We start from the raw sequence: 23880 nt of genomic DNA on the forward strand, positions 1-23880 counted from the left end.
GAACCTGGTACACAAAACGCCGGATAGTGGCATGAATGCTTTATCCGGCATATCGCAACAGATTAGCGCAACGCCCACCACTCGCGCAGACAGGCTTTTCCTTCCGGGCAGCTCTTGCAGCTTCCAGAAAGACACCCGTCGGCATCTTCCTGAATACGTACGGCCTTACCCATCTTTTCTAACTGATTCAGCATGGCGTCAATCATTGGCTGCGGGGTATGCAGCGTATGGCTGATTTGTGTTGCCTCCATACGCCCCCGCAGAGCCAGTAAATCACGCACCTGGATAAGCGATGCCATCATCTACCGCCCTAGTGGCAATCGCCGGTGGTGCTGGCACAGCAGGAACTCGGCGTCTTATTGGTCGCCAGTAGTTCGATATCCACTCGACTGCGGGCGCGGCGCAGCATTCCCAGCAACACGATGTTAAACAGAATGACGGCTAAAATGCACACCAGACTGTAGGTGGGGTGTTCTTTGTAGCTGACTGCCTGGTAAAACAGCGTTGACAGAGAGTAGGCGATATTCAGGCCCCACAGAATGGAGAAGCCCATCCAGCCGCGGCTGGATTCACGTGCGATGGCCCCCATCACTGAAATGCACGGTACATACAGCAGAACGAAAATCAGGTAGCTATATGCGGCGGCAGCGCTGCCGAACTTCGCACCCATCACGCCCATTGCGCCGGTTGCCATCTCACCGTCGCCTTTGCTGGCTTCGATAGGGTTAGCCAGCACGCTCAGGCTGAAGGTGTCTTTCAGACTTTGCCAGGTTTCACCCAGCGCACCTGCCAACTCGTCACCGAGGTTGAACTCGGCCGGGTTGAACTCTTCTTCCTGAATATTTTCAGCGGTATAGAGCGTATTCAGCGTACCGACAACCACTTCTTTTGCCATGGCCCCGGTGAACAGACCCACGGTGGCCTGCCAGTTATCTTCGTGTACGCCAATCGGTTTGAAGATAGGGGTGATTACGCGACTGACGGACGCCAGCGCCGAGTCGTTGATGTTATCGACGATTTTTCCGCTCAGTGAGAAACTGTTAAACGCGCTGAGGAAAATACTGACGATGATGATGACTTTACCGGCGCGCAGGACAAAGCCTTTCAGGCGCTGCCAGGTCTGAATGACCAGGCTTTTAACGTGCGGTACATGGTAAACCGGCAGCTCCATCACGAACGGTGTGGCTTCGCCACGCATAATGGTGTGCTTGAGCATCAGACCGGTCAGTACCGCCATGACGATACCCAGTACGTACAGTGAGAAGACGGCCAGCGCACCGTTCTGGCCAAAGAACGCCGCAGCAAACACGGCGAAAATCGCCAGACGCGCACCGCAGGACATAAACGGCGCCATCATGATGGTCATCAGACGTTCACGCGGTGCATCCAGCGTGCGTGCGCCCATCACGGAAGGGACGTTACAGCCGAAGCCGACAATTAGCGGGACAAACGATTTACCCGGTAATCCCAGTGCCTGCATCAAACGGTCCATCACAAACGCAGCACGCGCCATATAGCCGGAGTCTTCGAGGAACGAGAGGAACAGGTACATCATGCCGATTTGCGGCACCAGCGGCAGCACGGTGTTAATCCCGCCGCCAAGACCCTGCGCCAGGAAGATGGTTAGCCAGTCCGGGAAATGCAGGGTGTAGCCAATCCACTGAATACCATGGATAAAGAGTGCCACGGAACCGACGTCAAACAGCGGCTGCAGCGCGCCACCGATGTTAATGGCGAGCAGGAACATCAGGTACATCACGAACAGAAATACTGGCAGGCCGAGGAAGCGATTAAGTACGACCTTATCGACCGCGGTGGTGAAGCGGCTTGGCTCTGCGGTCAGGGTGTTGCTGACGGTATCGCAGATGGCGGCAATGCACTGGTAACGTGCATCAGCAATATGCAGCGCCGGATCGTCCATTGTTTCACTCAGGCGAGTCAGCGCGGCATCCAGATTTTGTGCCGCATCACCCGCGTAGGCGCGGCTGTAGATATCGCCTTCCAGCATCTGCAGACCGAGCCAGCGACGTTGTTGCTGCGGCATCTCTTTGGCCATCGCGTCAGCCAGAGACTCGGCTTCACGCAGCAGCGGTTGGGCATAATGTACCAGCTCGACGGTGTCGTTTTCTTTGTAGCGATCGATAGCCAGCTTCAGTGCTTCAATCCCGCGACCGCGGGTTGAGACCAGCGGCACCACCGGGCAGCCCAGACGAGCGGAAAGGGCATCGATATCAATCCGGATTTGCTGTTTCTCAGCAATGTCCAGCATGTTCAGCGCGACGATGCAGGGGATGCCCAACTCAAGCAGTTGCAGCGTCAGGTAGAGGTTACGCTCGAGGTTTGAGGCATCAACCACGTTGATCAGCAGGTCAGCGTCGCCGCTTAAGATATAGTGACAGGCAATTTGCTCATCGAGAGAAGTCTGCGATGAGATGGTCGTCAAAGAATAGGTGCCGGGTAAATCCACCAGCGTAACCTGATGGTCAGTCGTTGAGAAATGACCTTCTTTGCGCTCAACGGTAACGCCAGCCCAGTTACCCACACGCTGACGCGCGCCGGTAAGCTGATTGAATAATGTTGTCTTGCCGGAATTAGGATTACCAATTAAACCAATGGTTAGTTTTTTCATTTTTATAGACTCACTGTATTAACAGGAAACCGCTTCCACTTCTAATAACGCCAGATCTTTTTTCCGCAACACCAGGCTGACTCGGCGTGTTTCAATATGGATAGGATCGCCTAACGGGGCGATGCGAACCACATTGAACGATGAGCCTGGCAGCATGCCGAGCGACAAGAGCTTCTGTCGGTACGCCGGGCTGATATCACGAGAAAAACCGGTAATTTTCCACGCAGTGTCTGGAGTGAATTGCATAGGGACCTACTTATATCTCGCTAACTGGATGATTACCTCATGGGGCGACAAGGCGGCATGAGACCAGATGATTAGCCAACGAAGGAAAGAGTAAATAATCAACAAAACAATGATAATGAGAATGGTTTCTATCATCAATACATTAAATGTGACGGAATGTAGGATTGGATAATAATTTGAGTCAATTTTGATATGGCTCAACATTTATTCAGGTCTGACACGAATGATTAGAGGGCGAAACTATTGGAATTTATTAATGTTTAATTAAGGTTTCAGCTGTTAATAAAGTGATAAATATATTGTATTGGGAAGCGGTAAATATAATAAATATGCCGGATTGTGACGCTCGCGCGTCTTGTCCGGCCTATAAATTAATTGCGACAACCAGGCCGGACAAGGTGTTTACACCGCCATCCGGCACACGATCTACACTAGCGTTTTTTACCCATTGCCGCCGCTAATGCATCCATCATCGCGCTGTTACCGGCTGACTGCGCTTCACGGCCGCGCGGTTTCGCGGCTTTCGGCGCCGGGCGGTTACCCGGCGCGCGTTCGTTACTGCCGCCGCTGCGACGAGTATTGGTTTCACCCGGCTGTTCGTCCAGACGCATGGTCAGGGCGATACGCTTACGTGGCAGATCAACTTCCAGCACTTTTACCTTCACGATGTCGCCCGCTTTCACCACGGTGTGTGGATCTTCGACGAACTTGTTCGACAACGAGGAGATGTGCACCAGACCGTCCTGGTGAACGCCGATATCGACAAACGCGCCGAAGTTAGTGACGTTGGTGACCGCGCCTTCCAGAATCATCCCCGGCAGCAGATCGTTCATGGTTTCTACACCGTCAGCAAACTGTGCGGTTTTGAACTCAGGACGCGGGTCACGACCCGGTTTTTCCAGCTCTTTGATGATGTCGGTTACGGTCGGCACCCCGAAGCGCTCGTCGGTAAAGTCGGCTGCTTTCAGGTTACGCAATTCGGTGCTGTTGCCCATCAGGTCGCGCAGCGACTGCTCGGTGGCGGCCAGAATGCGTTCCACTATCGGATAGGCTTCCGGGTGAACGGTTGAGGCATCCAGCGGGTTATCGCCGTGGTTAATGCGCAGGAAGCCCGCGCATTGCTCAAAGGCTTTGGGCCCCAGACGGCTGACTTTTAGTAACTGCTGACGGTTCTGGAACTGACCGTTCTCATCACGCCAGGCAACAATATTCTGCGCCATCATGCGGGTTAAACCGGCTACGCGAGTCAACAGCGGAACGGAGGCGGTATTCAGATCAACGCCGACGGCGTTTACGCAGTCCTCGACTACCGCATCCAGTTTACGGGCAAGCTGGGTCTGGCTAACGTCGTGCTGGTACTGGCCGACACCGATCGATTTCGGGTCGATTTTCACCAGTTCTGCCAGCGGATCCTGCAGACGGCGGGCAATAGAGACCGCGCCACGCAGTGAAACGTCGAGATCCGGGAACTCCAGCGCCGCCAGTTCAGAAGCAGAGTACACGGAGGCCCCGGCTTCGCTGACAATTACTTTTTGTGCGGTGACTTTCGGGAACTGTTTCTGCACGTCGAGGAAGAAGCGTTCGGTCTCACGCGATGCGGTACCGTTGCCAATCGCCACCAGCTCAACGTTGTATTTTTCGCACAGCGCGGCCACCGCAACGGCGGCTTTGGCTGCCTGCCCGGTATGCGGATAAATGGTGTCGGTTGCGACCAGCTTGCCGGTCCCGTCAACAACCGCGACCTTCACACCGGTACGCAGGCCAGGATCGAGACCCATGGTGGCGCTCAGCCCGGCCGGGGCGGCCATCAGCAGGTCGTGCAGGTTGCGGGCAAAGACGTTAATGGCCTCATCTTCCGCACGTTCGCGCACGGTGCCCATCAGTTCGGTTTCGAGGTGCATCAGCACCTTGATGCGCCATGTCCAACTGACAACGCCTTTACGCCAGCTGTCCGCCGGTGCGTTGTTCAGACGCAGACCCAGATGATCGCGAATTATCTGCTCGCCGTGACTCTCTTTTGGCGGCTCATCGAACTGTGGATCGGCATTCAGAGAAAGCTGCAGTACGCCTTCGTTACGCCCACGGAACATCGCCAGCGCACGGTGAGAAGGAACAGTGGAAATAGGTTCGTGGTGATCGAAGTAATCGCGGAATTTGGCACCTTCCTCTTCTTTCCCGCTCACTACGATGGAAACCAGATGGGCGTTCTTCCACAGGTAATCACGGACTTTTGCCAGCAGCGCGGCGTCTTCGGCAAAACGCTCCATCAGAATGTAGCGCGCGCCGTCGAGAGCGGCTTTGGTATCCGCCACGCCGTTTTCGGCATTGAGGTATTTGGCTGCTTCGGTTTCCGGGTCGTGAGAGGGATCGTTCCACAGCAGGTCGGCCAGCGGCTCAAGACCCGCTTCAATGGCGATTTGCCCACGGGTGCGGCGTTTAGGTTTGTACGGCAGGTAGAGGTCTTCGAGTTCGGTCTTACTTAACGTGCCGTTGATCGCTTTCGCCAGATCGTCGGTCAGTTTGCCTTGCTCGCCGATAGATTTGAGGATCGCCTGACGGCGGTCTTCCAGTTCCCGCAGATATCCCAGACGGGTCTCCAGATTACGCAACTGCGTGTCATCCAGACCGCCGGTGATTTCCTTACGATAACGTGCGATAAACGGCACGGTGTTCCCTTCATCAAGCAGGCGAACGGCAGCTTCTACCTGTTCAGCACGAGCCTGAATTTCACCTGCGATAATGCGGCAGAAAGAATCATTCATCATGGATAGCTTCGTCTTTAGGATAAAAATCAGGGGATAGTTATACGGATTGACTGGCAAAAATGCCAGTCATCAGCAGGGGCTTCGGATTGTTCCGTCTTATTTAACGTACTCAATCTCATTCACGTACCAACTTGCTTCCCCGGCAGGGGTGTTCACTACCGCGAGATCGCCGACCTCTTTTTTGAGAAGAGCGCGCGCCATCGGTGAGTCGATAGAGATGTAATCCTTACGACCAAAGATTTCATCGTAGCCGACAATGCGAAATTTGCGGATATCGCCGTCATCATTTTCAATCTCGACCCATGCGCCAAAGAACACTTTGCCTTCTTGCTGCGGGGAGTAATCGACAATTTTCAGATTCTCCATGCACTTGGTCAAATAACGGACGCGTCTGTCGATCTCGCGCAGGCGTTTTTTATTATACTGGTAGTCAGCGTTTTCACTGCGGTCACCCAGACTGGCAGCCCAGGTCACTTTCTTGGTGACTTCCGGGCGCTCTTCACGCCAGAGGTAATTCAGCTCTTGTTTGAGTTTTTCATACCCTTCACGGGTTATCAGGGGCGTTTTCATCTTATTGTTTTACCTTGATTCTGTGATGATGAGCACAATTAGTATTACGTGAGCATATCAACAGAATAAATAATGTATTACGAGAAACATTGTATACTTAAGCTGCTGTTTAATATGCTTTGTAACAATTTAGCCTGGAATTTATACCAGAATTTGCTGGTTACTCAGGTGAGCTTTCTTAAGAATACACACTTACAATTGTTGCGAACCTTTGGGAGTAATAACAATGCAAGAGAACTATAAGATTCTGGTGGTCGATGACGACATGCGCCTGCGCGCGCTACTGGAACGTTATCTGACCGAGCAGGGCTTCCAGGTTCGAAGCGTCGCAAACGCTGAGCAGATGGATCGTCTGCTGACCCGTGAATCCTTCCACCTTATGGTACTGGATTTGATGCTGCCTGGTGAAGACGGTCTGTCAATTTGCCGCCGCCTGCGTAGCCAGAGCAACCCAATGCCGATCATTATGGTGACGGCGAAAGGTGAAGAGGTTGACCGTATTGTTGGACTGGAAATCGGCGCTGACGACTACATCCCGAAACCGTTTAACCCACGTGAGCTGCTGGCGCGTATTCGTGCCGTACTGCGTCGTCAGGCTAACGAACTGCCGGGCGCGCCGTCTCAGGAAGAAGCAGTTATTGCCTTTGGTAAGTTTAAGCTGAACCTCGGCACCCGTGAGATGTTCCGTGAAGATGAACCTATGCCGCTGACCAGCGGTGAATTTGCTGTGCTGAAAGCGCTGGTCAGTCACCCGCGTGAACCGCTGTCCCGCGATAAGCTGATGAACCTGGCCCGTGGTCGCGAATACTCTGCAATGGAACGTTCTATTGACGTGCAGATTTCCCGTCTGCGTCGTATGGTAGAAGAAGATCCGGCCCATCCACGTTACATTCAGACCGTATGGGGTCTGGGCTACGTCTTTGTTCCGGACGGTTCTAAAGCATGAGGCGAATGCGCTTCTCGCCACGAAGTTCGTTTGCTCGCACGTTATTGCTCATCGTCACCTTGCTGTTCGCCAGCCTGGTGACGACTTATCTGGTGGTGCTGAACTTCGCGATCCTGCCTAGCCTCCAGCAGTTTAATAAGGTCCTGGCCTACGAAGTCCGTATGCTGATGACCGATAAACTGCAGTTGGAGGACGGCACGCAACTGGTGGTGCCTCCCGCATTCCGCCGGGAAATTTACCGTGAGCTGGGGATTTCCCTCTATTCCAACGAAGCCGCTGAAGAAGCGGGGTTGCGTTGGGCGCAGCACTATGAATTCTTAAGTCATCAGATGGCGCAGCAGCTGGGCGGCCCGACGGAAGTTCGCGTTGAGGTCAACAAAAGCTCGCCGGTCGTGTGGCTGAAAACCTGGCTGTCTCCGAACATCTGGGTTCGCGTTCCTCTCACTGAAATTCATCAGGGCGATTTCTCGCCGCTGTTCCGCTATACGCTGGCGATCATGCTGCTGGCAATTGGCGGTGCGTGGCTGTTTATTCGTATCCAGAACCGACCATTGGTGGATCTGGAACATGCGGCGTTGCAGGTGGGTAAAGGCATTATTCCTCCGCCACTACGCGAATATGGCGCCTCTGAGGTGCGCTCGGTGACCCGTGCCTTCAACCATATGGCTGCGGGCGTGAAGCAACTGGCCGATGACCGAACGCTGCTGATGGCCGGGGTGAGCCACGATTTGCGTACGCCGCTGACGCGTATTCGCCTGGCGACGGAGATGATGGGGGAAGAAGACGGCTACCTCGCAGAGTCCATCAATAAAGACATTGAAGAGTGTAACGCCATTATCGAGCAGTTTATCGATTACCTGCGCACTGGTCAGGAAATGCCGATGGAGATGGCGGATCTGAACGCGGTGTTAGGAGAAGTCGTTGCCGCAGAAAGCGGTTACGAACGTGAGATTGATACCGCGCTGCAGCCTGGCTTTATTCAGGTGAAGATGCATCCGCTGTCGATCAAACGCGCGGTCGCCAATATGGTGGTGAACGCTGCCCGTTACGGTAACGGCTGGATCAAGGTTAGCAGTGGCACAGAGCCGCATCGCGCCTGGTTCCAGGTCGAGGATGATGGTCCGGGCATCAAACCGGAGCAGCGTAAGCATCTGTTCCAGCCGTTTGTACGCGGCGACAGTGCCCGCAGTACCAGCGGTACCGGTCTGGGCCTGGCGATCGTGCAGCGCATCATCGATAACCATAACGGGATGCTGGAAATTGGCACCAGTGAACGCGGTGGGCTGTCGATCCGCGCCTGGCTACCGGTTCCTGTTTCCCGTATACCGGGAACAACCAAAGACGCATAAAAAAGGGAGGCTTTCGCCTCCCTTTTCATCTCTTTAACAGCCTGATGACGCTACGCTTATCAGGCCTACGAGTCTACTTATTACAGCTTCGGACCGGCGCTGACTAATGCAGCACCTGCAGGGGTGTCGGTATACTTTTCGAAGTTCTCGATAAACAGTTTTGCCAGCGCATTGGCTTTTTCCTGCCATTGTTCTGGTGACGCGTAGGTATTACGCGGATCGAGAATGCGCGTGTCTACTCCCGGTAGTTCGGTTGGGATTGCCAGGTCAAACATTGGCAGACGGAACGTTTCTGCGTTATCCAGAGAACCGTTCAGGATGGCATCAATAATGGCGCGGGTATCTTTAATAGAGATACGTTTGCCAGTACCGTTCCAGCCCGTGTTGACCAGATAGGCCTGCGCACCGGCAGCCTGCATGCGTTTCACCAGAACTTCTGCATACTGCGTCGGGTGCAGTGACAGGAATGCCGCACCGAAGCAGGCAGAGAAGGTTGGGGTTGGTTCAGTCACGCCGCGTTCAGTCCCGGCCAGTTTGGCGGTAAAGCCAGACAGGAAATGGTACTGAGTTTGATCAGCCGTCAGACGAGATACCGGTGGCAGAACGCCAAAGGCATCAGCGGTCAGGAAGATAACCTTAGTGGCATGGCCCGCCTTTGACACCGGCTTAACGATATTATCGATGTGATAAATCGGGTAGGAAACGCGGGTATTCTCGGTTTTAGAACCGTCATCGAAATCGATAGTACCGTCTTCACGTACGGTGACGTTTTCCAGCAGAGCGTCACGACGAATCGCATTGTAGATTTCCGGCTCTGCATCTTTAGACAGCTTGATGGTCTTCGCGTAGCAGCCGCCTTCGAAGTTGAACACACCGTCGTCGTCCCAGCCGTGCTCGTCATCGCCAATCAGACGACGTTTCGGGTCGGTAGACAGTGTGGTTTTACCGGTACCGGACAGGCCAAAGAACACCGCCACATCACCTTTTTCACCGACGTTTGCCGAGCAGTGCATGGAGGCAATGCCCTTCAGCGGCAGCAGGTAGTTCATGACGGAGAACATCCCTTTTTTCATCTCGCCGCCGTACCAGGTTCCGCCAATTAACTGAATGCGTTCAGTCAGGTTGAAGGCCACGAAGTTCTCAGAGTTGAGCCCCTGTTCTTTCCATTGCGGGTTGGTGCATTTTGCACCGTTCATTACGATGAAATCAGGTTTAAAATCAATCAGTTCTTCATCGTTTGGGCGGATGAACATATTTTTAACGAAATGCGCCTGCCAGGCGACTTCAGTAATAAAACGTACAGAAAGACGGGTATCAGCGTTCGCGCCGCAGAATGCATCAACGATAAACAGGCGTTTGCCTGATAGTTGATGGGTGACTAATCCTTTCAGGTGCTGCCAGGTTTCCTGGGAGAGCGGTTTGTTGTCGTTCTTACCTTTACCTTTGTCGGACCACCAGAGCGTATCTCGCGTGGTGTCGTCACGGACAATATACTTATCCTTTGGCGAACGCCCGGTAAAGATACCGGTATCAACAGCAACGGCACCCAGATTAGTCAACACTCCGCGCTCGTAGCCTTCCAGGTTTGGATCAAGTTCTTCCTGGTACAGCAGGTCGTAGCTTGGATTGTAAACGATATCCTGAACGTCATTGATACCATAAGCCTCGAGATCTTGCGGGGTTAAACTGTTGTTCACACGCATTTCACTGCTCCTTAGCCAATATGTATTACCTGGAATAGTAAGGTTTTTTAGGGATTGCTAACCGCGACAAGGCTCATAGATTTACGCATCCGGAAAATTCACAGATAACTGAATACGCTGCGACTCCTGTCACAAAGAGGCGGATATTATGGCAGGAAACCCTTTTTTGTTGTGGAAAATGTTCTTAAAACGTTAATGGAGAGTATATTTGGCGGGAATCTTGTGAGTGTAATCGCATTCATGTAGGAAAATAACGTAACTCATACATAAACAATATCGATTCACTTCCCGTAGTGACTGTCTGAAATCAGCCTGTTAGTGCTCAAAATTGTGAAGTTGATGCGATAATTAGGTTTTCTCTTCATTCTGGAAAACGACATGGACAGTGTTGAGCTTTCACGTACGACGCGTTGGGGCATGGTTTTTCTCGGCTTGTTACAGGGCATAGTGTGCTACCTGCTAATGACATATCTGGTGCCCCATAATGACGGCTGGTTGTTTTATGGCATGCCCGCGACGGTGGCACTGACTTCGGCGCTTTTGCTTACAGTGGTCTCTTTTAAACAGCGGGCGCTGTGGTGTTGGATGGCGCTGATCTTCTGCGTTGTGCTGGCGATGGGTGTGTGGCTGAAGTGGCATGTTGAGGGGAGCAATAAGTGGGCGCAGGATGAGGTTTTCTTTATCTTCGGTTGGCGTTTACTGCTTATGGGGATGCTGGCATTACCGTGGATTCAATACCATCTCCACACGGATACCGCTCAGGCGCGATATCCGCAGTTTTACACTCAGTTATGGCTTAACGTACTGACGTTGCTGATTGTTTTTGTGGCGAACGGTCTGTTCTGGATGGTGCTCCTGCTATGGAGCGAGATGTTTAAGCTGGTGGGTATCACCTTCTTTAAAACACTGTTCTTTGAGACCGACTGGTTTGTCTATGTGGCGTTAGGTCTTATTACCGCGCTGGCGGTGGTGCTGGCGCGTACGGAGTCACGTTTGGTTACGGCAGTACAAAAGCTACTGACGTTTATTGCCACAGGTCTGCTACCTCTGGTGGCGCTGTTAGCACTGATGTTTATGCTGACATTACCGTTTACCGGGCTGGAGGCTATCTCGCAGAGGGTTTCTGCCGCGGGGCTGATGTCGACGCTGACGTTGCTCCTCCTGCTGTTGATGGCAATCGTGCGTGAGCCGCAAAAAGACGCGTTACCTTATCCCGGCGCGCTACGCTATCTGATCAAATTCGCACTGGTAGTTGCGCCCATTTATATGCTGATTGCCGGTTGGGCACTCTGGGTGCGAATTCACCAGTATGGCTGGACGCCTGAGCGTTTACATGGCGTGCTGGTAGTTGTTGTACTGCTGGTTTGGTCACTCGGCTATCTGGTGAGCCTTTTGTGTCGAGGACGCAATCCACTGGACATTCAGGGCAAGGTTATTCTTGGCGTTTCGTTGCTGGCATTGGGGCTACTGATTCTGTTGACCTCGCCAGTACTTGATGCCTGGCGCATTAGCGTCAACAGCCATATGGCACGGTACTACAGCGGTAAAAATACGGCGGATCAGGTCAGTCTGTACATGCTGCGCAATAGCGGAAAACCGGGACGTGCTGCGTTGGCGGCGTTACAAAAAGATGAAGCCTTCAATAAAGAGAGTAAGCGCAAGCGTGATTTAAATGCCATTTTACGCGGAAACATTGACCCTATGCGGGAACTGACCGCGACGCAACTGGCACCGGTAGTGATGATTGCTCCAGGTAGCAAGAAACCTGATGAGGCATTCTGGCTGTTTGTAAAACAACAAAGCTATCGCATTACTTCCTGTATCGAGCAGGATGCGTGTGTGTTAGTGAATCAGGATCTTAACGCGGATGGTCAGCCGGAGCAGGTGCTCTATGCTTTTGGTGATGGAGAGAGTCTGATCTTTGGCATGAAGGAAAAGCAATGGTCTTTGCTTGGTACAGCCCAGCTAGCTGATGAATTCACGAAGGAGAAGCTTTTGCAGGCGGTGGCTAACCATACGCTGACTTCAGCCCCCAGAATCTGGCGGGATATCACCATTGATGGGGAACGGTTAGAGATTAACTACTACGCTGAGTAAGAGCAGGAATAGATAACCCGGCAGAATGGACTGTCTGCCGGGCTAAGAACTTAATGCACTTGCGGGTCTGCAGGGGATGCGTTGTTGCGGATCTCGGCAATATCCATCGCGTTAAACAGATAGTGGCTCGCGCAGTAATCGCAATTCATATCGATCTCGCCTTCTTCCGCCAGAATGCTGTCCACCTCTTCGTCCGGCAGGGTTCTAAGCGCGTCTGCACAACGTTCACGTGAACAGGTGCATTTGAACACCACGTCCTGCGGATCGTACAGGGTCACCTCTTCCTCGTGATACAAACGCCACAGCACATCATTCGCTGGCAGCGTCAGCAGCTCTTCGGCTTTAATGGTTTCCGTTAGCGTGGCGAGGTGGGTGAAATCATCGGCCTGCGCGTCTTGTGCCGGCATCACCTGCAGCAGCATACCGCCTGCTGCTGGCTTGCCATCGACGTCGCCAGTGCGGATAAACAGACGCGTTGGCAGCTGTTCTGAACGCAGGAAGTAATCTTCCAGACAGGCGGCCAGCGTGTCACCTTCCAAACCCACCACGCCCTGATAGCGTTCACCTTCTTCCGGTGTAATGGTGATCACCAGATAGCCGTTACCGACCAGCGTTTTCAGATCTGCATCTTCAGGGATATCGCCCTGAATGCGCGCGACACCGCGCATCTGCTGCTTGTTGTTACCGTTAATCACCGCCAGGCTCAGCGGGCCATCGCCCTGGAGCTGTACGGTGATATCACCGGCAAACTTTAGCGTAGCGGTCAGCAGGCTGGTGGCGACCAGCAGCTCGGCCAGTACGGTTTTGACCGGCTGTGGGTAAGTATGGTTTTCGAGGATCTGTTGCAGGGTTTGTGAAACGGTTACCAGCTCGCCGCGCACGGCAAAGTTTTCAAACAGATAGCGATGTAATTGGTCATGTTGCGGCATAATCATCTCTCTTGCGGGTGACAGTCATTCACTGTCGCCGTGTTTAAATCGTAACAGGTCGCGGCGCTCTTTTTTGTCCGGTCGCCTGTCCGGGTGCGGCATGGTCAACGCGTTAAGTTTACGTGCCAGCGCTATTTTTTCGCGCTTTTCCACGCTTTGCGCGGTTTCTTCGTACAGCGTAACGGCTTCCGTTGCCGGGCGACGCTGTTCGGTAATGGCCTTAACAATCACCGTCCGCTCGTCATTTCCCTGGCGCAGGGTGAGGGTGGCATTCAGCTCGACAATCTTGCTTGGCTTACTACGCTGCCCGTTGTAATGCACCTTACCGCCTTCAACCATTTCGCGAGCTATCGCACGCGTTTTATAAAAACGCGCAGCCCACAGCCATTTATCCAGCCTGACGTCAACAGGGGGCTTCTCTTTCATGGCATCTCCTTCACATCAGTGAGGGGATCAGTCGGCGGTAGTCATTCAGTGACGGATGGCGTGCATACTGTTTTTCCGCAATACCTGAATCGGGATTGGTCACGCCGAGGCAGTAACGAATGCCGAATTGAGCAGCGGCGTCGAGAATGGCTTCGCTGTCGTCAATAAACAGCGTTTTCTCAGCATGCATTCCCGTTTCTTCAGCTACAGCGTGCCATAACCGCTGATCCTCTTTGGGATAACCAAATGTATGGGTGGAAAGTAATAAATCAAGGTGTGAGGCCAGACCGGTATGCTCCAGCTTCACCGCCAGGTTATGTGGATGCGCGTTGGTCAGTAAAATACGCCGCTTGCCGCTGGCTTTTAGGGCATCAAGAAAGGGCACCGTATCTTCACGCAGCACGGCGCGCGGCCCTTGGGCTGTTGTCATGGCGCAAATATCCAGACCCAGGCGCTCGCTCCAGTAATCCAGGCAGTACCAGTTTAGCGTATGCTGCACGGCATGGTATTGCTGGCGAATATAGTTCTGGGCTTCCTCGGGAGAGATACCCTGCTGTGCGCCATACGTTTCCGGCACCAGTTTTTGCCAGAAATAGTTATCGAACGCCAGATCCAGCAGCGTACCGTCCATATCCAGCAACACGGTATCAACATTTTGCCAGGCGATATTGATATGCATAAGAACTCCCCAGAGGAACACATGATGCGCGACAGGGTAGCATATCCTGTTGCGCGGGCGTGTTATCGAATGAGGCTTTCCGGATCGTCAATCAGCGTGGGATTCAGGCAACTTTCGTAGTATCCCTGAATTTCTGCGATGCGTGAACGGTGGCGCTGGTAGCGTCTGAACGCCTGAACGCCGTTATAGAGTGCACAACCCAGCATGGAGAACATCAGTAAGGTGGTGCCGAGGTAACGCCACAGCCCTGAACGATCCGGGATACGATGCAGGCCGATGTGCTGGGTTCCGTTGGCGTCGGTCGTGATATTGGTGACGATCCCTTCCGCGCGGAACGGCGTTTGCATGAGCATCTGCGCCAGACGCTGGAAGGCGTTCCACTGCTCCTGAGGCGGATAGTCATACAACGATGTGGCGGGCCAGGGTTGATCGACGAGGTCGCTGCCTTCGTCGCTGATAATCAGGAAGCCACCTGGTGCGGGGCTGTTCAGTGCCTGAGCTGCGCGGGAAGTCTCACGTGCAATAAACGGTGCGGTGGAGGTATTAACCAGATTATCCAGCGACTCGGCGCTGACCGGGCGCAGCAACACGTTAACACCATCCAGCTTACCTGCGTTCGCACGCTTCACCAGCGCGGTCCAGTCTTTGCTGTTCCCCAGATTGACCAGCGCATTTTTCAGGCGCACACATTCATCTTCGGCGGCGCACAGGTCGGCGGTCTTCAGAACAATCTCGCCAAAATCATCCAGCAGCACCATGCCGGATTTTTGAATGGCCGAGCGTAACGATGCGCTGACACGGGAATCATCATCGGGTTTGGGGTGCAGTTGACGGCTGACGGCCTGCGTGAGTGCCGTAGCTTTATTCACCAAATCGGACTCGGGCAGCGGCAGCGCGCGGGCATCATTCCAGATAATCTGTGAGCAATCGAAAGGCAGAAAAGGCGTGGTGGGCTGTGCGTTCCAGCTTCCGGACGTATGAATATTGCACATTCCCGTGCCGCTCAGATGCAGGGTATCACCGACACGAACCCCGGCGTTTTCGAGCTGCTTAACGCTGGTGGCCTCGATAGTTTGCGCACCTTTCATCCAGGAAAGCGTGAATTTTATCGGCATATCCAGCGGGATCCAGAACAGCAGCATCAGCAGGACCAGCAGTGACCCGCCTGCGATAACGGCGCTGCGTAGCCAGTGCTGCAAGGGGAAGTTTTTCACTTCGTCATGCAGGGATAAAAAACGGCCCTGGCGCACAACGTGGCGATCGAGGTAAATATCGATATCTGTTTGTTGCCCAAGATCTTGCGCAATGTAGGGCTGCCAGTGAGGTGGATAAATCAGATCGATAATACCCAGTGAGATATTATTAATTTGCTCCTGGTCGTTTTCGCCAAAAAGCCCCCAACGACGAGGGGTTCCGCGCAGGCAATGGATCTCCCGCAGGGCGGTTTTAGACGGCGGGGCGAACAGTCCCCACAGGCCCGCGGCCAGCAGCAATACGGCACCACCGGCCATCCACGGTACAAAGCCATCCGGCACGATTAAGCAAAAGAAGAACAGCAGGAAGGACGCAGCAATCAGCAACGCTTCGCGAAGTCCTGTCGGGCGGCTCAGCGCATACTCTTCATGTGTTTCCTGGCGAATATTCAGCAGCTCAATCTGCTCGCTTTCTTCACCGCGAATGGAGGCCTGGGTTGATGCAGTGTGCTGCAACGCATAGCCACGCGCTTCCTGCATATATTCTTGCAGCGTATGGCCGTTTAACGAGATCACCAGCGGTAGCGTATTTGTGTGGATTAGCTCAACGCTATTTTCGTCATTGATGTATTGTTCCCAGAAGGGAGGCAAATGCACCTCGACGGAATCCAGATAATAACGCCACTTGTTGGGATCGTCGGTAGTGATGCCATAGCGCGTAATTGAATGAGTCAACACAATGACGCTATTACTTTGGGCATTCAGCGTCAGCGATACGGGGGCGGAACTGGCACCTGTTGGGCCAGGAACCTGCTGGTTTTGACTCAGGTTTTCCAGATAGTTTTCGACTGCGCTGCGCTCTTCAGACGTCAGTTTACGCTTATCGGCGTCTGAGAATACGTTGCTCCAGGGCAATTTTTGTCGCCTGGATTTTGATCTGAGTCGCCACCCTGCAAGCAACGAGCAGGCCAGCAAAGCAGCTAAAAAAATCAAAATGGTGCTCATGCTTTCCCCATCTTACTTAGTCTGTCAGGCGTGGTCAGTTGCACCCTGGAAAATAATCGTGATTTTGTCGTTGGCTATCGGCAAGCGTGGAGTTGAACTTGAGCATCTTTAAAGTACAGCCCAGTAAATGCAAATCATAGCAAAATCACTAAAAACGGCATATCAGCAAATTCCTGGAGTTATTTCAACCTATTGACTTTTAATTTGAAATGGGAATTAACTTTTAGTACGTTACATAAATGTAAATAAACGGCAATTCACATTGCCGAAACCGTGCGGTATATCGCACAATGACCCTAGATTTCACGGCAAAGATCCTCACAATGAGCAAATCATTACAAAAACCCACGATTTTGAAAGTGGAAACTGTCGCACAATCCCGACTGTTTAAAGTCGAAAGTGTTGACCTTGAATTCAGCAACGGCGTACGCCGCGTCTACGAACGTATGCGTCCGTCCACGCGCGAAGCGGTAATGATTGTGCCGATTGTTGATGACCACCTGATTCTTATCCGCGAATACGCGGTCGGGACCGAATCTTATGAGCTTGGTTTTTCCAAAGGGTTAATCGATCCTGGTGAAAGCGTGTTCGAAGCGGCGAATCGGGAGCTGAAAGAAGAGGTCGGCTTTGGGGCGAAGGATCTGACATTTTTGAAAAAACTCAGCATGGCGCCGTCCTATTTCTCCAGCAAGATGAACATCGTGGTGGCAGAGGATCTGTATCCTGAATCGCTGGAAGGTGATGAGCCCGAGCCGTTGCCGCAGGTGCGCTGGCCGCTGGCGCATTTGATGGACTTGTTAGAAGATCCAGATTTTCACGAAGCGCGTAATGTGAGTGCGCTGTTTCTGGTACGCGAATGGCTGAAAGGGCAGGGACGGCTGTAGCGTATAGCGCCGGAAGGTGACGCCAGAGGCGTCTTATCCGGCCTACAATGTTGCGCTAAGTAGGCCGGATAAACGAAGCGTCATCCGGCGAAGATCAGAACAGTTCGTGCGTCTCACCGTTATCGATAATGGTGGTTCCCACTTCATGAACCGCCTGCTGTGTCGGCTGCGTCCCTTCAATAAAATACTCTTCACGACTGTTGCCGCCGCTCGCCAGTTGGCCGGTGCTACGATCGATATTGACCGTTACGATACCTGGCGGTGGCGTCAGCGGCTGCTCTGGTACGCCCTCTAACACACTCTTCATGTAGGCATCCCACGCTGGCTGGGCACTCTTCGCCCCCCCTTCATAGCCGGAGATCTGATCTTTGATAGCACCTGAAGCCGTAGAGTGTCCAAGGTTGCGGCGATGGTCATCAAAACCGATCCATACCGAGGTCACGACCCCAGGGCCGTAGCCGGAGAACCAGGCATCTTTCGAGCTGTTGGTGGTCCCGGTTTTACCGCCGATATCACGACGTTGTAAATCGCGACCTGCACGCCAGCCGGTTCCCATCCAACCTGGTTCACCAAAGATATTGGTGTTCAGCGCACTTTTAATCAGGAACGCCAACGGCGTGTTGATCACGTGCGGGGCGTATTCCTGGGTTCCGCTTTGCGCGACCAGCGCCTGATTCGCCTGCTCCAGTTGCGGCATTGGTACAGCAGCGTTTTGCTGTTCCTGAGAAATAGCAACGTCTTCAACGTTACTGTTTTCCAGCACGTTAGATTTCTGGGTATCACCATAAATCACCGGAATATCACATTCCGGGCAGGCAATTTTTGGCTTCGCCTCGAAGATAACGCCGCCCTGATCGGTTTCAATCTTGCTGATGAAGTACGGATCAACCAGGAAACCGCCGTTGGCCATCACCGCGTAGCCGCGTGCAACCTGTAGCGGAGTGAACGAGGCGGAACCCAGCGCCAGCGATTCGGTATGAACAATGTTTTGTGCCGGGAAACCAAAACGTTGCAGATACTCTGCCGCATAATCCACGCCCATCGCGCGCATGGCGCGAACCATCACCACGTTTTTCGACTGTCCCAGCCCCTGACGTAAGCGGATAGGGCCGGCGTATTGCGGTGGTGAGTTTTTCGGCTGCCAGTCGGAACCCGCACCTGCATCCCAGCGAGAAATTGGGACGTCATTCAGCATACTGGCCAGCGTCAGGCCTTTATCCATTGCGGCAGTGTAGAGGAACGGTTTGATATTCGACCCGACCTGACGTAACGCCTGGGTGGCACGGTTAAACTTGCTCTGGTTGAAATCAAAGCCACCAACCAGTGCCATTACCGCGCCGTTTTGCGGATTGATGGAGACCAGCGCGGAGTTGACGTCCGGAACTTGTGCCAGCCACCAGGCATCACCGACCTGGCGGACCCAGATTTGCTGACCCGTCTGGACAACATCGGTCACTTTTCGTGGCGTCGGGCCCTGTTGGGTATCGGAGCGGTAAGGGCGTGCCCAGCGCATGCCTTCCATACGCAATGCCACCGACGTGCCGTCTGCCAGCATTGCAGTGGCTTCCTGCGGGTTGGCGCTGGTTACTGCCGCCGGGAGTAATGGCCCGTAGGTCGGCAGCGCTTTCAGCGTGTCGGTGATTTTCTTGGTATCCCAGGTACTTTCGCCCACTTTCCACAGCACATTTGACGGGCCGCGGTAGCCGTGGCGCATGTCGTAATCCATGACGTTATTACGCACGGCCTGCTGGGCCGCCTGCTGGACTTTGCGTGTAATGGTGGTGGTGATGCGATACCCGTCTTCATAGGCTTTTTCACCATAACGGCTATACATTTCCTGGCGCACCATCTCAGACAGATACGGTGCAGAGAAGGCGATTTCCGGCGCGTGATAGTTGGCGTCAATGGCTTCGCTGCGCGCCTGATCGTACTGGGCCTGCGTGATGTAGTTTTCGCTTAACATACGCGACAGCACCACGTTACGTCGCGCGGTAGCCCGGTCCATTGAATAGAGCGGGTTGAAGGTTGATGGCGCTTTTGGCAGACCGGCAATGACCGCCATCTCACTTAAGCTAAGCTGGTCAACCGTCTTACCGAAATAGACTTGTGCCGCGGCACCTACACCATAGGCACGATACCCCAGGTAGATCTTATTCAGATAAAGCTCGAGGATTTCATCTTTACTCAGCAGTTGCTCGATGCGGATCGCGAGGAACACCTCTTTGATCTTACGCATCAGCGTACGTTCCGGGCTGAGGAAGAAGTTTCTCGCCAACTGTTGGGTGATGGTACTCGCCCCTTGCGACGCGTGTCCGGAGAACAGCGCGACGCTGGCCGCACGGAAGATCCCCACCGGGTCAACGCCGTGATGCTCGTAAAAGCGGCTGTCTTCGGTGGCGATAAAGGCTTTGACCATTTCCGGCGGCATCTGATCCAGCGTGACTGGAATTCGACGTTTCTCGCCATACTGCGCGATCAGTTCGCCGTCAGCGCTGTAAACCTGCATCGGGATCTGCAAACGCACATCTTTTAACGTCGCGACGTCAGGTAATTGAGGCTCAATATAGCGATAGAGGCCATAAACCGAGCCTGCTCCCAGCAGGATGCAACATACTGCAAGGATTAATAAATACTTTACGAACTTCACTGGAGATTTCCCATTTAGTGGCATTTGGGCAGTTTATAAACAAACGCGCGGTAGTATAAAGGCAAGCCAGACGCATTGATATACCCGTTAGAGCAACGGGTGATAAGGAGATCATCAGCAATGGCTTTCAATATCTGGAAAATTGGTCTGCATATTCAGCAACATGAAGTACTGGCTGTGGCTATCGTTCGCGACGCATCCGGCTGGTTTCTACAGCGCTGGTGGCGGTTGCCGTTGGCAGGCCAGGCGATTGTCGACGGACATATTCGCGCACCTGAGCAGCTTACCGAGGTGTTGTTGCCGTGGAGTCGTGAACTTCCCCGCAGACATCACATTCATCTGTCCTTTCCCGCCCACAGGACGTTACAAAAAAAGTTCCCACGCCCAGCCATGACTCTGCGTGAGCCAGAGCAAACGACGTGGTTATCCGGGTCGATGGCGCGTGAGTTAGATATGGACCCCAATGCGCTGCAATTCGATTATAGCGAAGACACCTTAAGTCCGGCGTTTAACGTGACCGCCGCGCAAAGCAAAGAGGTGTCGACCCTCCTGACGTTGATGCAAACGCTGAAAGTACAAATAACCGCCATTACGCCGGATGCCAGCGCGTTACAGCGCTTTATACCGTACTTACCGGCGCATCAGCAGTGCCTGGCCTGGCGCGATGACGCGCAGTGGTTGTGGGCGACCCGCTATGCGTGGGGGCGCAAATTGGCGGGCGACAGTCACGCTATCGACGATCTTGCCGCGACATTATCGTTTGCCCCTGAACAGATTGCGTTGTGTGAGCCCGGCGGCTTTGATCCCTTAAGCGTGGTGTCTGTTCGTCAGCCGCCCATTCCGCCTGAAAGCCACATCTTTACTATTGCGCTTGGGCTAGCAATGGGGGAAACAGACCGATGATAGCGACCATTAATCTCCTCCCATGGCGTCAGTCTCAGCGGCGCGCCTGCCTGCGGTTTTGGGGGGTGCTATTTAGCGGTTCACTGCTGCTGATCGTTGGTTGTGCATTGCGCTATTACACCGTCGTCATTGAAGGCAACCGGGCGACTGATATATGGATAGCCGCTGAGAAAACACGGGGCGAGGCGCTTGTTGCACAAAAAACGCATTTACTCCAGCGCCAACAACAATGGCAACAGCGACAGCAGCGTAAAACGCAGCGTGACCAGACGCGAAGCTGGCAGCCGATGCTTGTAGGACTGGTGAATATACTGCCAGAACAGGCGTGGCTGACAACCCTGACCTGGCAGCATGAGGTGCTGGAGCTGAGAGGAATGGCGCAGAACTTTAGCGCACTCAATGCGTTGGAAACGCAATTACGCAAACAGCCCTTTTTTCGTTTAGGCAGCCCCGGTGAAACGCTGCAGGATGCACAGGGCCGTTGGCAATTCCACTATCGCCTGACGCGGAGCGTGATGCATGAACGCGTTCTGTGAATGTTGGTTGGCCTTGTCGCCGCGTTGTCGAGTCGTCTACTGGGGCGGCTGGAGTTTCGGCATGATACTCGTGGTCGTGTTATGCCTGTTTTATCCGCTACACCAGGAGCGCAATGCACAACGAGAGGTGCTGGTGCAGCAACGCGTAGAAAACAATGCGCAATGGCGGAGCCTGTGCCAACTGGCGACACCGGCTGAGCCCTCTCTTTGGGCTGCTGACGAGAAGACGATACCTTTTTCTGCTCTGGATTTTCAGACTCCTGTTTCACGCCTGATTCACTGGCAGCCTTCTGCGCAGGGAGGGGAGATGACGTTGAAGCCTGCCTGGGATGCTGTCCCGCCAATGTTTGTCCGGCTGGCGGAACGGGGGATGCGCGTTAACGGTTTTTCTCTTCACCTGGAGAATGAAGAGCTGATGCTAACGCTGCAACTGGAGCGTCCGAATGGCGGTTAAGCATGGGCTGTTGGTGGGGATTAGCCTGCTGATGCTGACCGGTATGCGTGATCCCTTCCAGCCACCAGAGGATCGTTGCCATATCACTGAGCTATCGACGTGGCGATATCACGGTACGGTGAGCCGGGGACCACGCGTGATCGGTCTGGTTCAGGATGGTAGGCATAAATGGCGGCGGATCGAACTGCATGAGGCGCTGAATAGCGGGTGGACGGTTTCTCACATTTCAGCACAACACGTAACTATTGAGACGGGTAAAGACTGTGAGCCGTCACGCTGGCAGTGGCAACGACAAGGACAAGGACAAGGAGAAGGGAATGAATCGATGGATAGCCGTGATGCTGATGGTGGTCATACCCAGCGTACTGGCGGGAAAAGCACAAAACGTGACGCTGGTGGTGGATGATGTTCCCGTGGTTCAGGTATTGCAGGCGCTGGCTGAACAGGAAGGCAAAAATCTGGTGATTTCGCCCGATGTTGGCGGTGTGCTGTCGTTGCACCTGACTGATGTCCCGTGGAAGCAGGCATTTCAGACGGTGGTAAAAAGCGCTGGGCTGGTGTTGCGCCTGGAGGGGAGCATTCTGCATGTGCATTCGGTGAACAGGCAGACTGAAAATGCGGCACGCCAGGAGAGTGAGCAAGCGCGGCTTCAGGCCCTTCTTCCGCTGGAACATCGTAGCCTCGTTTTGCAGTATGCTGACGCAATTGAACTGGCAAAAGCAGGTGAGAAACTGCTGAGTGCCAAAGGCAGTATGACGGTGGATAAACGCACGAATCGATTGCTGGTTCGTGATAACAAAACCGCGCTGATGGCGCTGGAAACGTGGGTGGCGCAAATGGACTTGCCGGTTGAACAGGTAGAACTGGCGGCACACATCGTCACGATTAACGAAAAAAGCCTGCGAGAGCTGGGTGTGAAGTGGTCACTGGCCGATGCCCAGCAAGCGGGGGCGGTGGGTAACATCACGGCGCTTGCCAGCGATCTTTCCGTGCCCGCTGCGACGTCGCGTGTAGGGTTCAACATTGGTCGCATCAATGGTCGTTTACTGGATTTGGAGCTGTCTGCACTGGAGCAAAAACAGCAGCTTGATATTATCGCCAGCCCACGATTACTGGCATCTCACCTGCAACCTGCCAGTATTAAGCAGGGCAGTGAGATCCCCTACCAGGTCTCCAGCGGGGAAAGCGGCGCGACATCCGTCGAATTCAAGGAAGCCGTGTTGGGGATGGAGGTCACACCCACCGTGCTGCAGAAAGGGCGAATTAGACTAAAGTTGCATATCAGCCAGAATGTTCCAGGGCAGGTGTTACAACAGGCGGATGGTGAAGTACTGGCTATCGATAAGCAGGAGATTGAAACGCTGGTCGAAGTAAAAAGCGGAGAGACAATTGCACTGGGCGGGATTTTTTCACACAAGAATAAATCTGCGGCAGACAGTGTGCCGTTGTTAGGTGATATCCCCTGGCTTGGTTATTTATTTCGCCATGACGGCAAAGAGGATGAGCGGCGCGAGTTAGTGGTTTTTATTACGCCCAGACTGGTCTCAAGCGAATAATTTATGCATGAAAAGCCGTTGTTTTTGCACTGAACACGTTTCAGAAATTTGACGTGCGGGTGTATTTAGCATACAAGGAGTACCGATTTGAGCGTCGGTACTTTTCTTTACTCGTGCACCGGTAATACGCTTTGCCTTTCTGGTGGTGTGTCATGGGTTGATTTGGCGTCATTTGGCCGTGCGATTCGTCGCCAGGCCTGATGTTTGCAGGGCAATACGCCTGCCACGACCAGAAATGCGAAAGGTTTGGTGATTTATTCAGTTGCCAAACCCGCTTGAGTATTGAGATAATTTTCAGTCTGACTCTCGCAATATCTTATGAGGTTTCAGTTCATGTCCTGCTGCGCTGAGTATCTGCGAAGC

The 23880-nt window shown here is 53.5% G+C and carries 20 protein-coding genes; 9 read left to right on the forward strand and 11 right to left on the reverse strand.

Translation table 11 applies throughout. The features are described 5' to 3' along the window. Positions 1-62: 62 nt before the first annotated feature. The 5 genes from feoC to greB all read right to left on the reverse strand — a co-directional run bounded on the left by feoC (position 63) and on the right by greB (position 6210). Entirely contained in the window at positions 63-299 is a 237-nt protein-coding gene (gene feoC / locus IMQ48_RS04130; RefSeq protein WP_003023516.1) for a [Fe-S]-dependent transcriptional repressor FeoC, read from the reverse strand. A gap of 11 nt (positions 300-310) precedes the next feature. Then, complete coding sequence (gene feoB / locus IMQ48_RS04135; RefSeq protein ID WP_196208020.1) at positions 311-2629, reverse strand: Fe(2+) transporter permease subunit FeoB; 2319 nt, start codon at positions 2627-2629, stop codon at positions 311-313. 18 nt (positions 2630-2647) lie between these two features. After that, positions 2648-2875: a ferrous iron transporter A gene (gene feoA / locus IMQ48_RS04140; RefSeq protein ID WP_096759266.1), complete on the reverse strand. Its 228-nt coding sequence runs from the start codon at positions 2873-2875 to the stop codon at positions 2648-2650. A gap of 431 nt (positions 2876-3306) precedes the next feature. Next, complete coding sequence (locus tag IMQ48_RS04145; protein WP_196208021.1) at positions 3307-5640, reverse strand: Tex family protein; 2334 nt, start codon at positions 5638-5640, stop codon at positions 3307-3309. Between the two features lie 96 nt (positions 5641-5736). After that, on the reverse strand, positions 5737-6210 hold the full coding sequence (gene greB, locus IMQ48_RS04150; protein ID WP_005121627.1) for a transcription elongation factor GreB: 474 nt from the start codon (positions 6208-6210) through the stop codon (positions 5737-5739). Positions 6211-6436: 226 nt separating this feature from the next. On the opposite strand from greB, the gene ompR reads away from it, so the two are divergent. Together ompR and envZ are read left to right on the forward strand one after the other, a co-directional pair. Beyond that, positions 6437-7156 carry a two-component system response regulator OmpR gene (ompR, locus tag IMQ48_RS04155; protein WP_001157751.1) on the forward strand — a complete coding sequence of 240 codons (720 nt, stop codon included), beginning with the start codon at positions 6437-6439 and terminating at the stop codon, positions 7154-7156. Further along, positions 7153-8505 carry a two-component system sensor histidine kinase EnvZ gene (gene envZ, locus IMQ48_RS04160; RefSeq protein WP_196208022.1) on the forward strand — a complete coding sequence of 451 codons (1353 nt, stop codon included), beginning with the start codon at positions 7153-7155 and terminating at the stop codon, positions 8503-8505. The genes ompR and envZ overlap by 4 nt, the downstream gene beginning before the upstream one ends. Positions 8506-8585: 80 nt before the next feature. On the opposite strand, the gene pckA is transcribed toward envZ, so the two are convergent. After that, positions 8586-10208, reverse strand: a complete 1623-nt coding sequence (pckA, locus tag IMQ48_RS04165) for a phosphoenolpyruvate carboxykinase (ATP) (protein WP_196208023.1) — start codon at positions 10206-10208, stop codon at positions 8586-8588. A gap of 378 nt (positions 10209-10586) precedes the next feature. On the opposite strand from pckA, the gene IMQ48_RS04170 reads away from it, so the two are divergent. After that, entirely contained in the window at positions 10587-12305 is a 1719-nt protein-coding gene (locus tag IMQ48_RS04170; protein ID WP_196208024.1) for a DUF4153 domain-containing protein, read from the forward strand. 50 nt (positions 12306-12355) lie between these two features. On the opposite strand, the gene hslO is transcribed toward IMQ48_RS04170, so the two are convergent. From hslO to igaA, 4 genes are all read right to left on the reverse strand, one after another. Beyond that, positions 12356-13234: an Hsp33 family molecular chaperone HslO gene (gene hslO, locus IMQ48_RS04175; RefSeq protein WP_096759272.1), complete on the reverse strand. Its 879-nt coding sequence runs from the start codon at positions 13232-13234 to the stop codon at positions 12356-12358. A gap of 24 nt (positions 13235-13258) precedes the next feature. Then, on the reverse strand, positions 13259-13660 hold the full coding sequence (hslR, locus tag IMQ48_RS04180) for a ribosome-associated heat shock protein Hsp15 (RefSeq protein ID WP_146718096.1): 402 nt from the start codon (positions 13658-13660) through the stop codon (positions 13259-13261). A 10-nt stretch (positions 13661-13670) separates the two neighbouring features. Next, complete coding sequence (gene yrfG / locus IMQ48_RS04185; protein ID WP_196208025.1) at positions 13671-14339, reverse strand: GMP/IMP nucleotidase; 669 nt, start codon at positions 14337-14339, stop codon at positions 13671-13673. Positions 14340-14401: 62 nt separating this feature from the next. Continuing rightward, complete coding sequence (igaA, locus tag IMQ48_RS04190) at positions 14402-16537, reverse strand: intracellular growth attenuator protein IgaA (protein ID WP_196208026.1); 2136 nt, start codon at positions 16535-16537, stop codon at positions 14402-14404. Positions 16538-16860: 323 nt separating this feature from the next. Between igaA and nudE the strand changes: the two genes are divergently transcribed. Beyond that, positions 16861-17421, forward strand: a complete 561-nt coding sequence (gene nudE / locus IMQ48_RS04195; protein ID WP_003827667.1) for an ADP compounds hydrolase NudE — start codon at positions 16861-16863, stop codon at positions 17419-17421. 94 nt (positions 17422-17515) lie between these two features. Here nudE and mrcA read toward each other — a convergent pair whose 3' ends face one another. After that, positions 17516-20068, reverse strand: coding sequence for a peptidoglycan glycosyltransferase/peptidoglycan DD-transpeptidase MrcA (gene mrcA / locus IMQ48_RS04200; RefSeq protein ID WP_196208027.1), 2553 nt, complete (start codon positions 20066-20068; stop codon positions 17516-17518). Between the two features lie 120 nt (positions 20069-20188). Between mrcA and IMQ48_RS04205 the strand changes: the two genes are divergently transcribed. From IMQ48_RS04205 to hofQ, 5 genes are read left to right on the forward strand one after another with little or no spacing between them, the layout of a single operon-like run. After that, complete coding sequence (locus IMQ48_RS04205; RefSeq protein ID WP_196208028.1) at positions 20189-20971, forward strand: DNA utilization protein HofM; 783 nt, start codon at positions 20189-20191, stop codon at positions 20969-20971. Next, entirely contained in the window at positions 20968-21507 is a 540-nt protein-coding gene (locus IMQ48_RS04210) for a PilN domain-containing protein (protein ID WP_196208029.1), read from the forward strand. The genes IMQ48_RS04205 and IMQ48_RS04210 overlap by 4 nt, the downstream gene beginning before the upstream one ends. After that, positions 21491-21961, forward strand: coding sequence for a hypothetical protein (locus IMQ48_RS04215; RefSeq protein WP_196208030.1), 471 nt, complete (start codon positions 21491-21493; stop codon positions 21959-21961). Before IMQ48_RS04210 ends, IMQ48_RS04215 begins: the two co-directional genes overlap by 17 nt. Beyond that, positions 21951-22367 (forward strand): HofP DNA utilization family protein, encoded by a 417-nt coding sequence (locus IMQ48_RS04220; RefSeq protein WP_196208031.1) that lies wholly within the window; start codon positions 21951-21953, stop codon positions 22365-22367. Before IMQ48_RS04215 ends, IMQ48_RS04220 begins: the two co-directional genes overlap by 11 nt. Further along, positions 22279-23517 carry a DNA uptake porin HofQ gene (hofQ, locus tag IMQ48_RS04225; protein WP_196208032.1) on the forward strand — a complete coding sequence of 413 codons (1239 nt, stop codon included), beginning with the start codon at positions 22279-22281 and terminating at the stop codon, positions 23515-23517. The genes IMQ48_RS04220 and hofQ overlap by 89 nt, the downstream gene beginning before the upstream one ends. Positions 23518-23880 lie beyond the last annotated feature (363 nt).

The organism is Citrobacter sp. Res13-Sevr-PEB04-36, assembly GCF_015672735.1.
Taxonomy (GTDB): Bacteria; Pseudomonadota; Gammaproteobacteria; order Enterobacterales; family Enterobacteriaceae; genus Citrobacter.

Coding starts and splice junctions, on each gene's coding strand:
- feoC (WP_003023516.1), bottom strand. CDS start 299: ATGGCATCGCTTATCCAGGTGCGTGATTTACTGGCTCTGCGGGGGCGT.
- feoB (WP_196208020.1), bottom strand. CDS start 2,629: ATGAAAAAACTAACCATTGGTTTAATTGGTAATCCTAATTCCGGCAAG.
- feoA (WP_096759266.1), bottom strand. CDS start 2,875: ATGCAATTCACTCCAGACACTGCGTGGAAAATTACCGGTTTTTCTCGT.
- IMQ48_RS04145 (WP_196208021.1), bottom strand. CDS start 5,640: ATGATGAATGATTCTTTCTGCCGCATTATCGCAGGTGAAATTCAGGCT.
- greB (WP_005121627.1), bottom strand. CDS start 6,210: ATGAAAACGCCCCTGATAACCCGTGAAGGGTATGAAAAACTCAAACAA.
- ompR (WP_001157751.1), top strand. CDS start 6,437: ATGCAAGAGAACTATAAGATTCTGGTGGTCGATGACGACATGCGCCTG.
- envZ (WP_196208022.1), top strand. CDS start 7,153: ATGAGGCGAATGCGCTTCTCGCCACGAAGTTCGTTTGCTCGCACGTTA.
- pckA (WP_196208023.1), bottom strand. CDS start 10,208: ATGCGTGTGAACAACAGTTTAACCCCGCAAGATCTCGAGGCTTATGGT.
- IMQ48_RS04170 (WP_196208024.1), top strand. CDS start 10,587: ATGGACAGTGTTGAGCTTTCACGTACGACGCGTTGGGGCATGGTTTTT.
- hslO (WP_096759272.1), bottom strand. CDS start 13,234: ATGCCGCAACATGACCAATTACATCGCTATCTGTTTGAAAACTTTGCC.
- hslR (WP_146718096.1), bottom strand. CDS start 13,660: ATGAAAGAGAAGCCCCCTGTTGACGTCAGGCTGGATAAATGGCTGTGG.
- yrfG (WP_196208025.1), bottom strand. CDS start 14,339: ATGCATATCAATATCGCCTGGCAAAATGTTGATACCGTGTTGCTGGAT.
- igaA (WP_196208026.1), bottom strand. CDS start 16,537: ATGAGCACCATTTTGATTTTTTTAGCTGCTTTGCTGGCCTGCTCGTTG.
- nudE (WP_003827667.1), top strand. CDS start 16,861: ATGAGCAAATCATTACAAAAACCCACGATTTTGAAAGTGGAAACTGTC.
- IMQ48_RS04205 (WP_196208028.1), top strand. CDS start 20,189: ATGGCTTTCAATATCTGGAAAATTGGTCTGCATATTCAGCAACATGAA.
- IMQ48_RS04210 (WP_196208029.1), top strand. CDS start 20,968: ATGATAGCGACCATTAATCTCCTCCCATGGCGTCAGTCTCAGCGGCGC.
- IMQ48_RS04215 (WP_196208030.1), top strand. CDS start 21,491: ATGAACGCGTTCTGTGAATGTTGGTTGGCCTTGTCGCCGCGTTGTCGA.
- IMQ48_RS04220 (WP_196208031.1), top strand. CDS start 21,951: ATGGCGGTTAAGCATGGGCTGTTGGTGGGGATTAGCCTGCTGATGCTG.
- hofQ (WP_196208032.1), top strand. CDS start 22,279: ATGAATCGATGGATAGCCGTGATGCTGATGGTGGTCATACCCAGCGTA.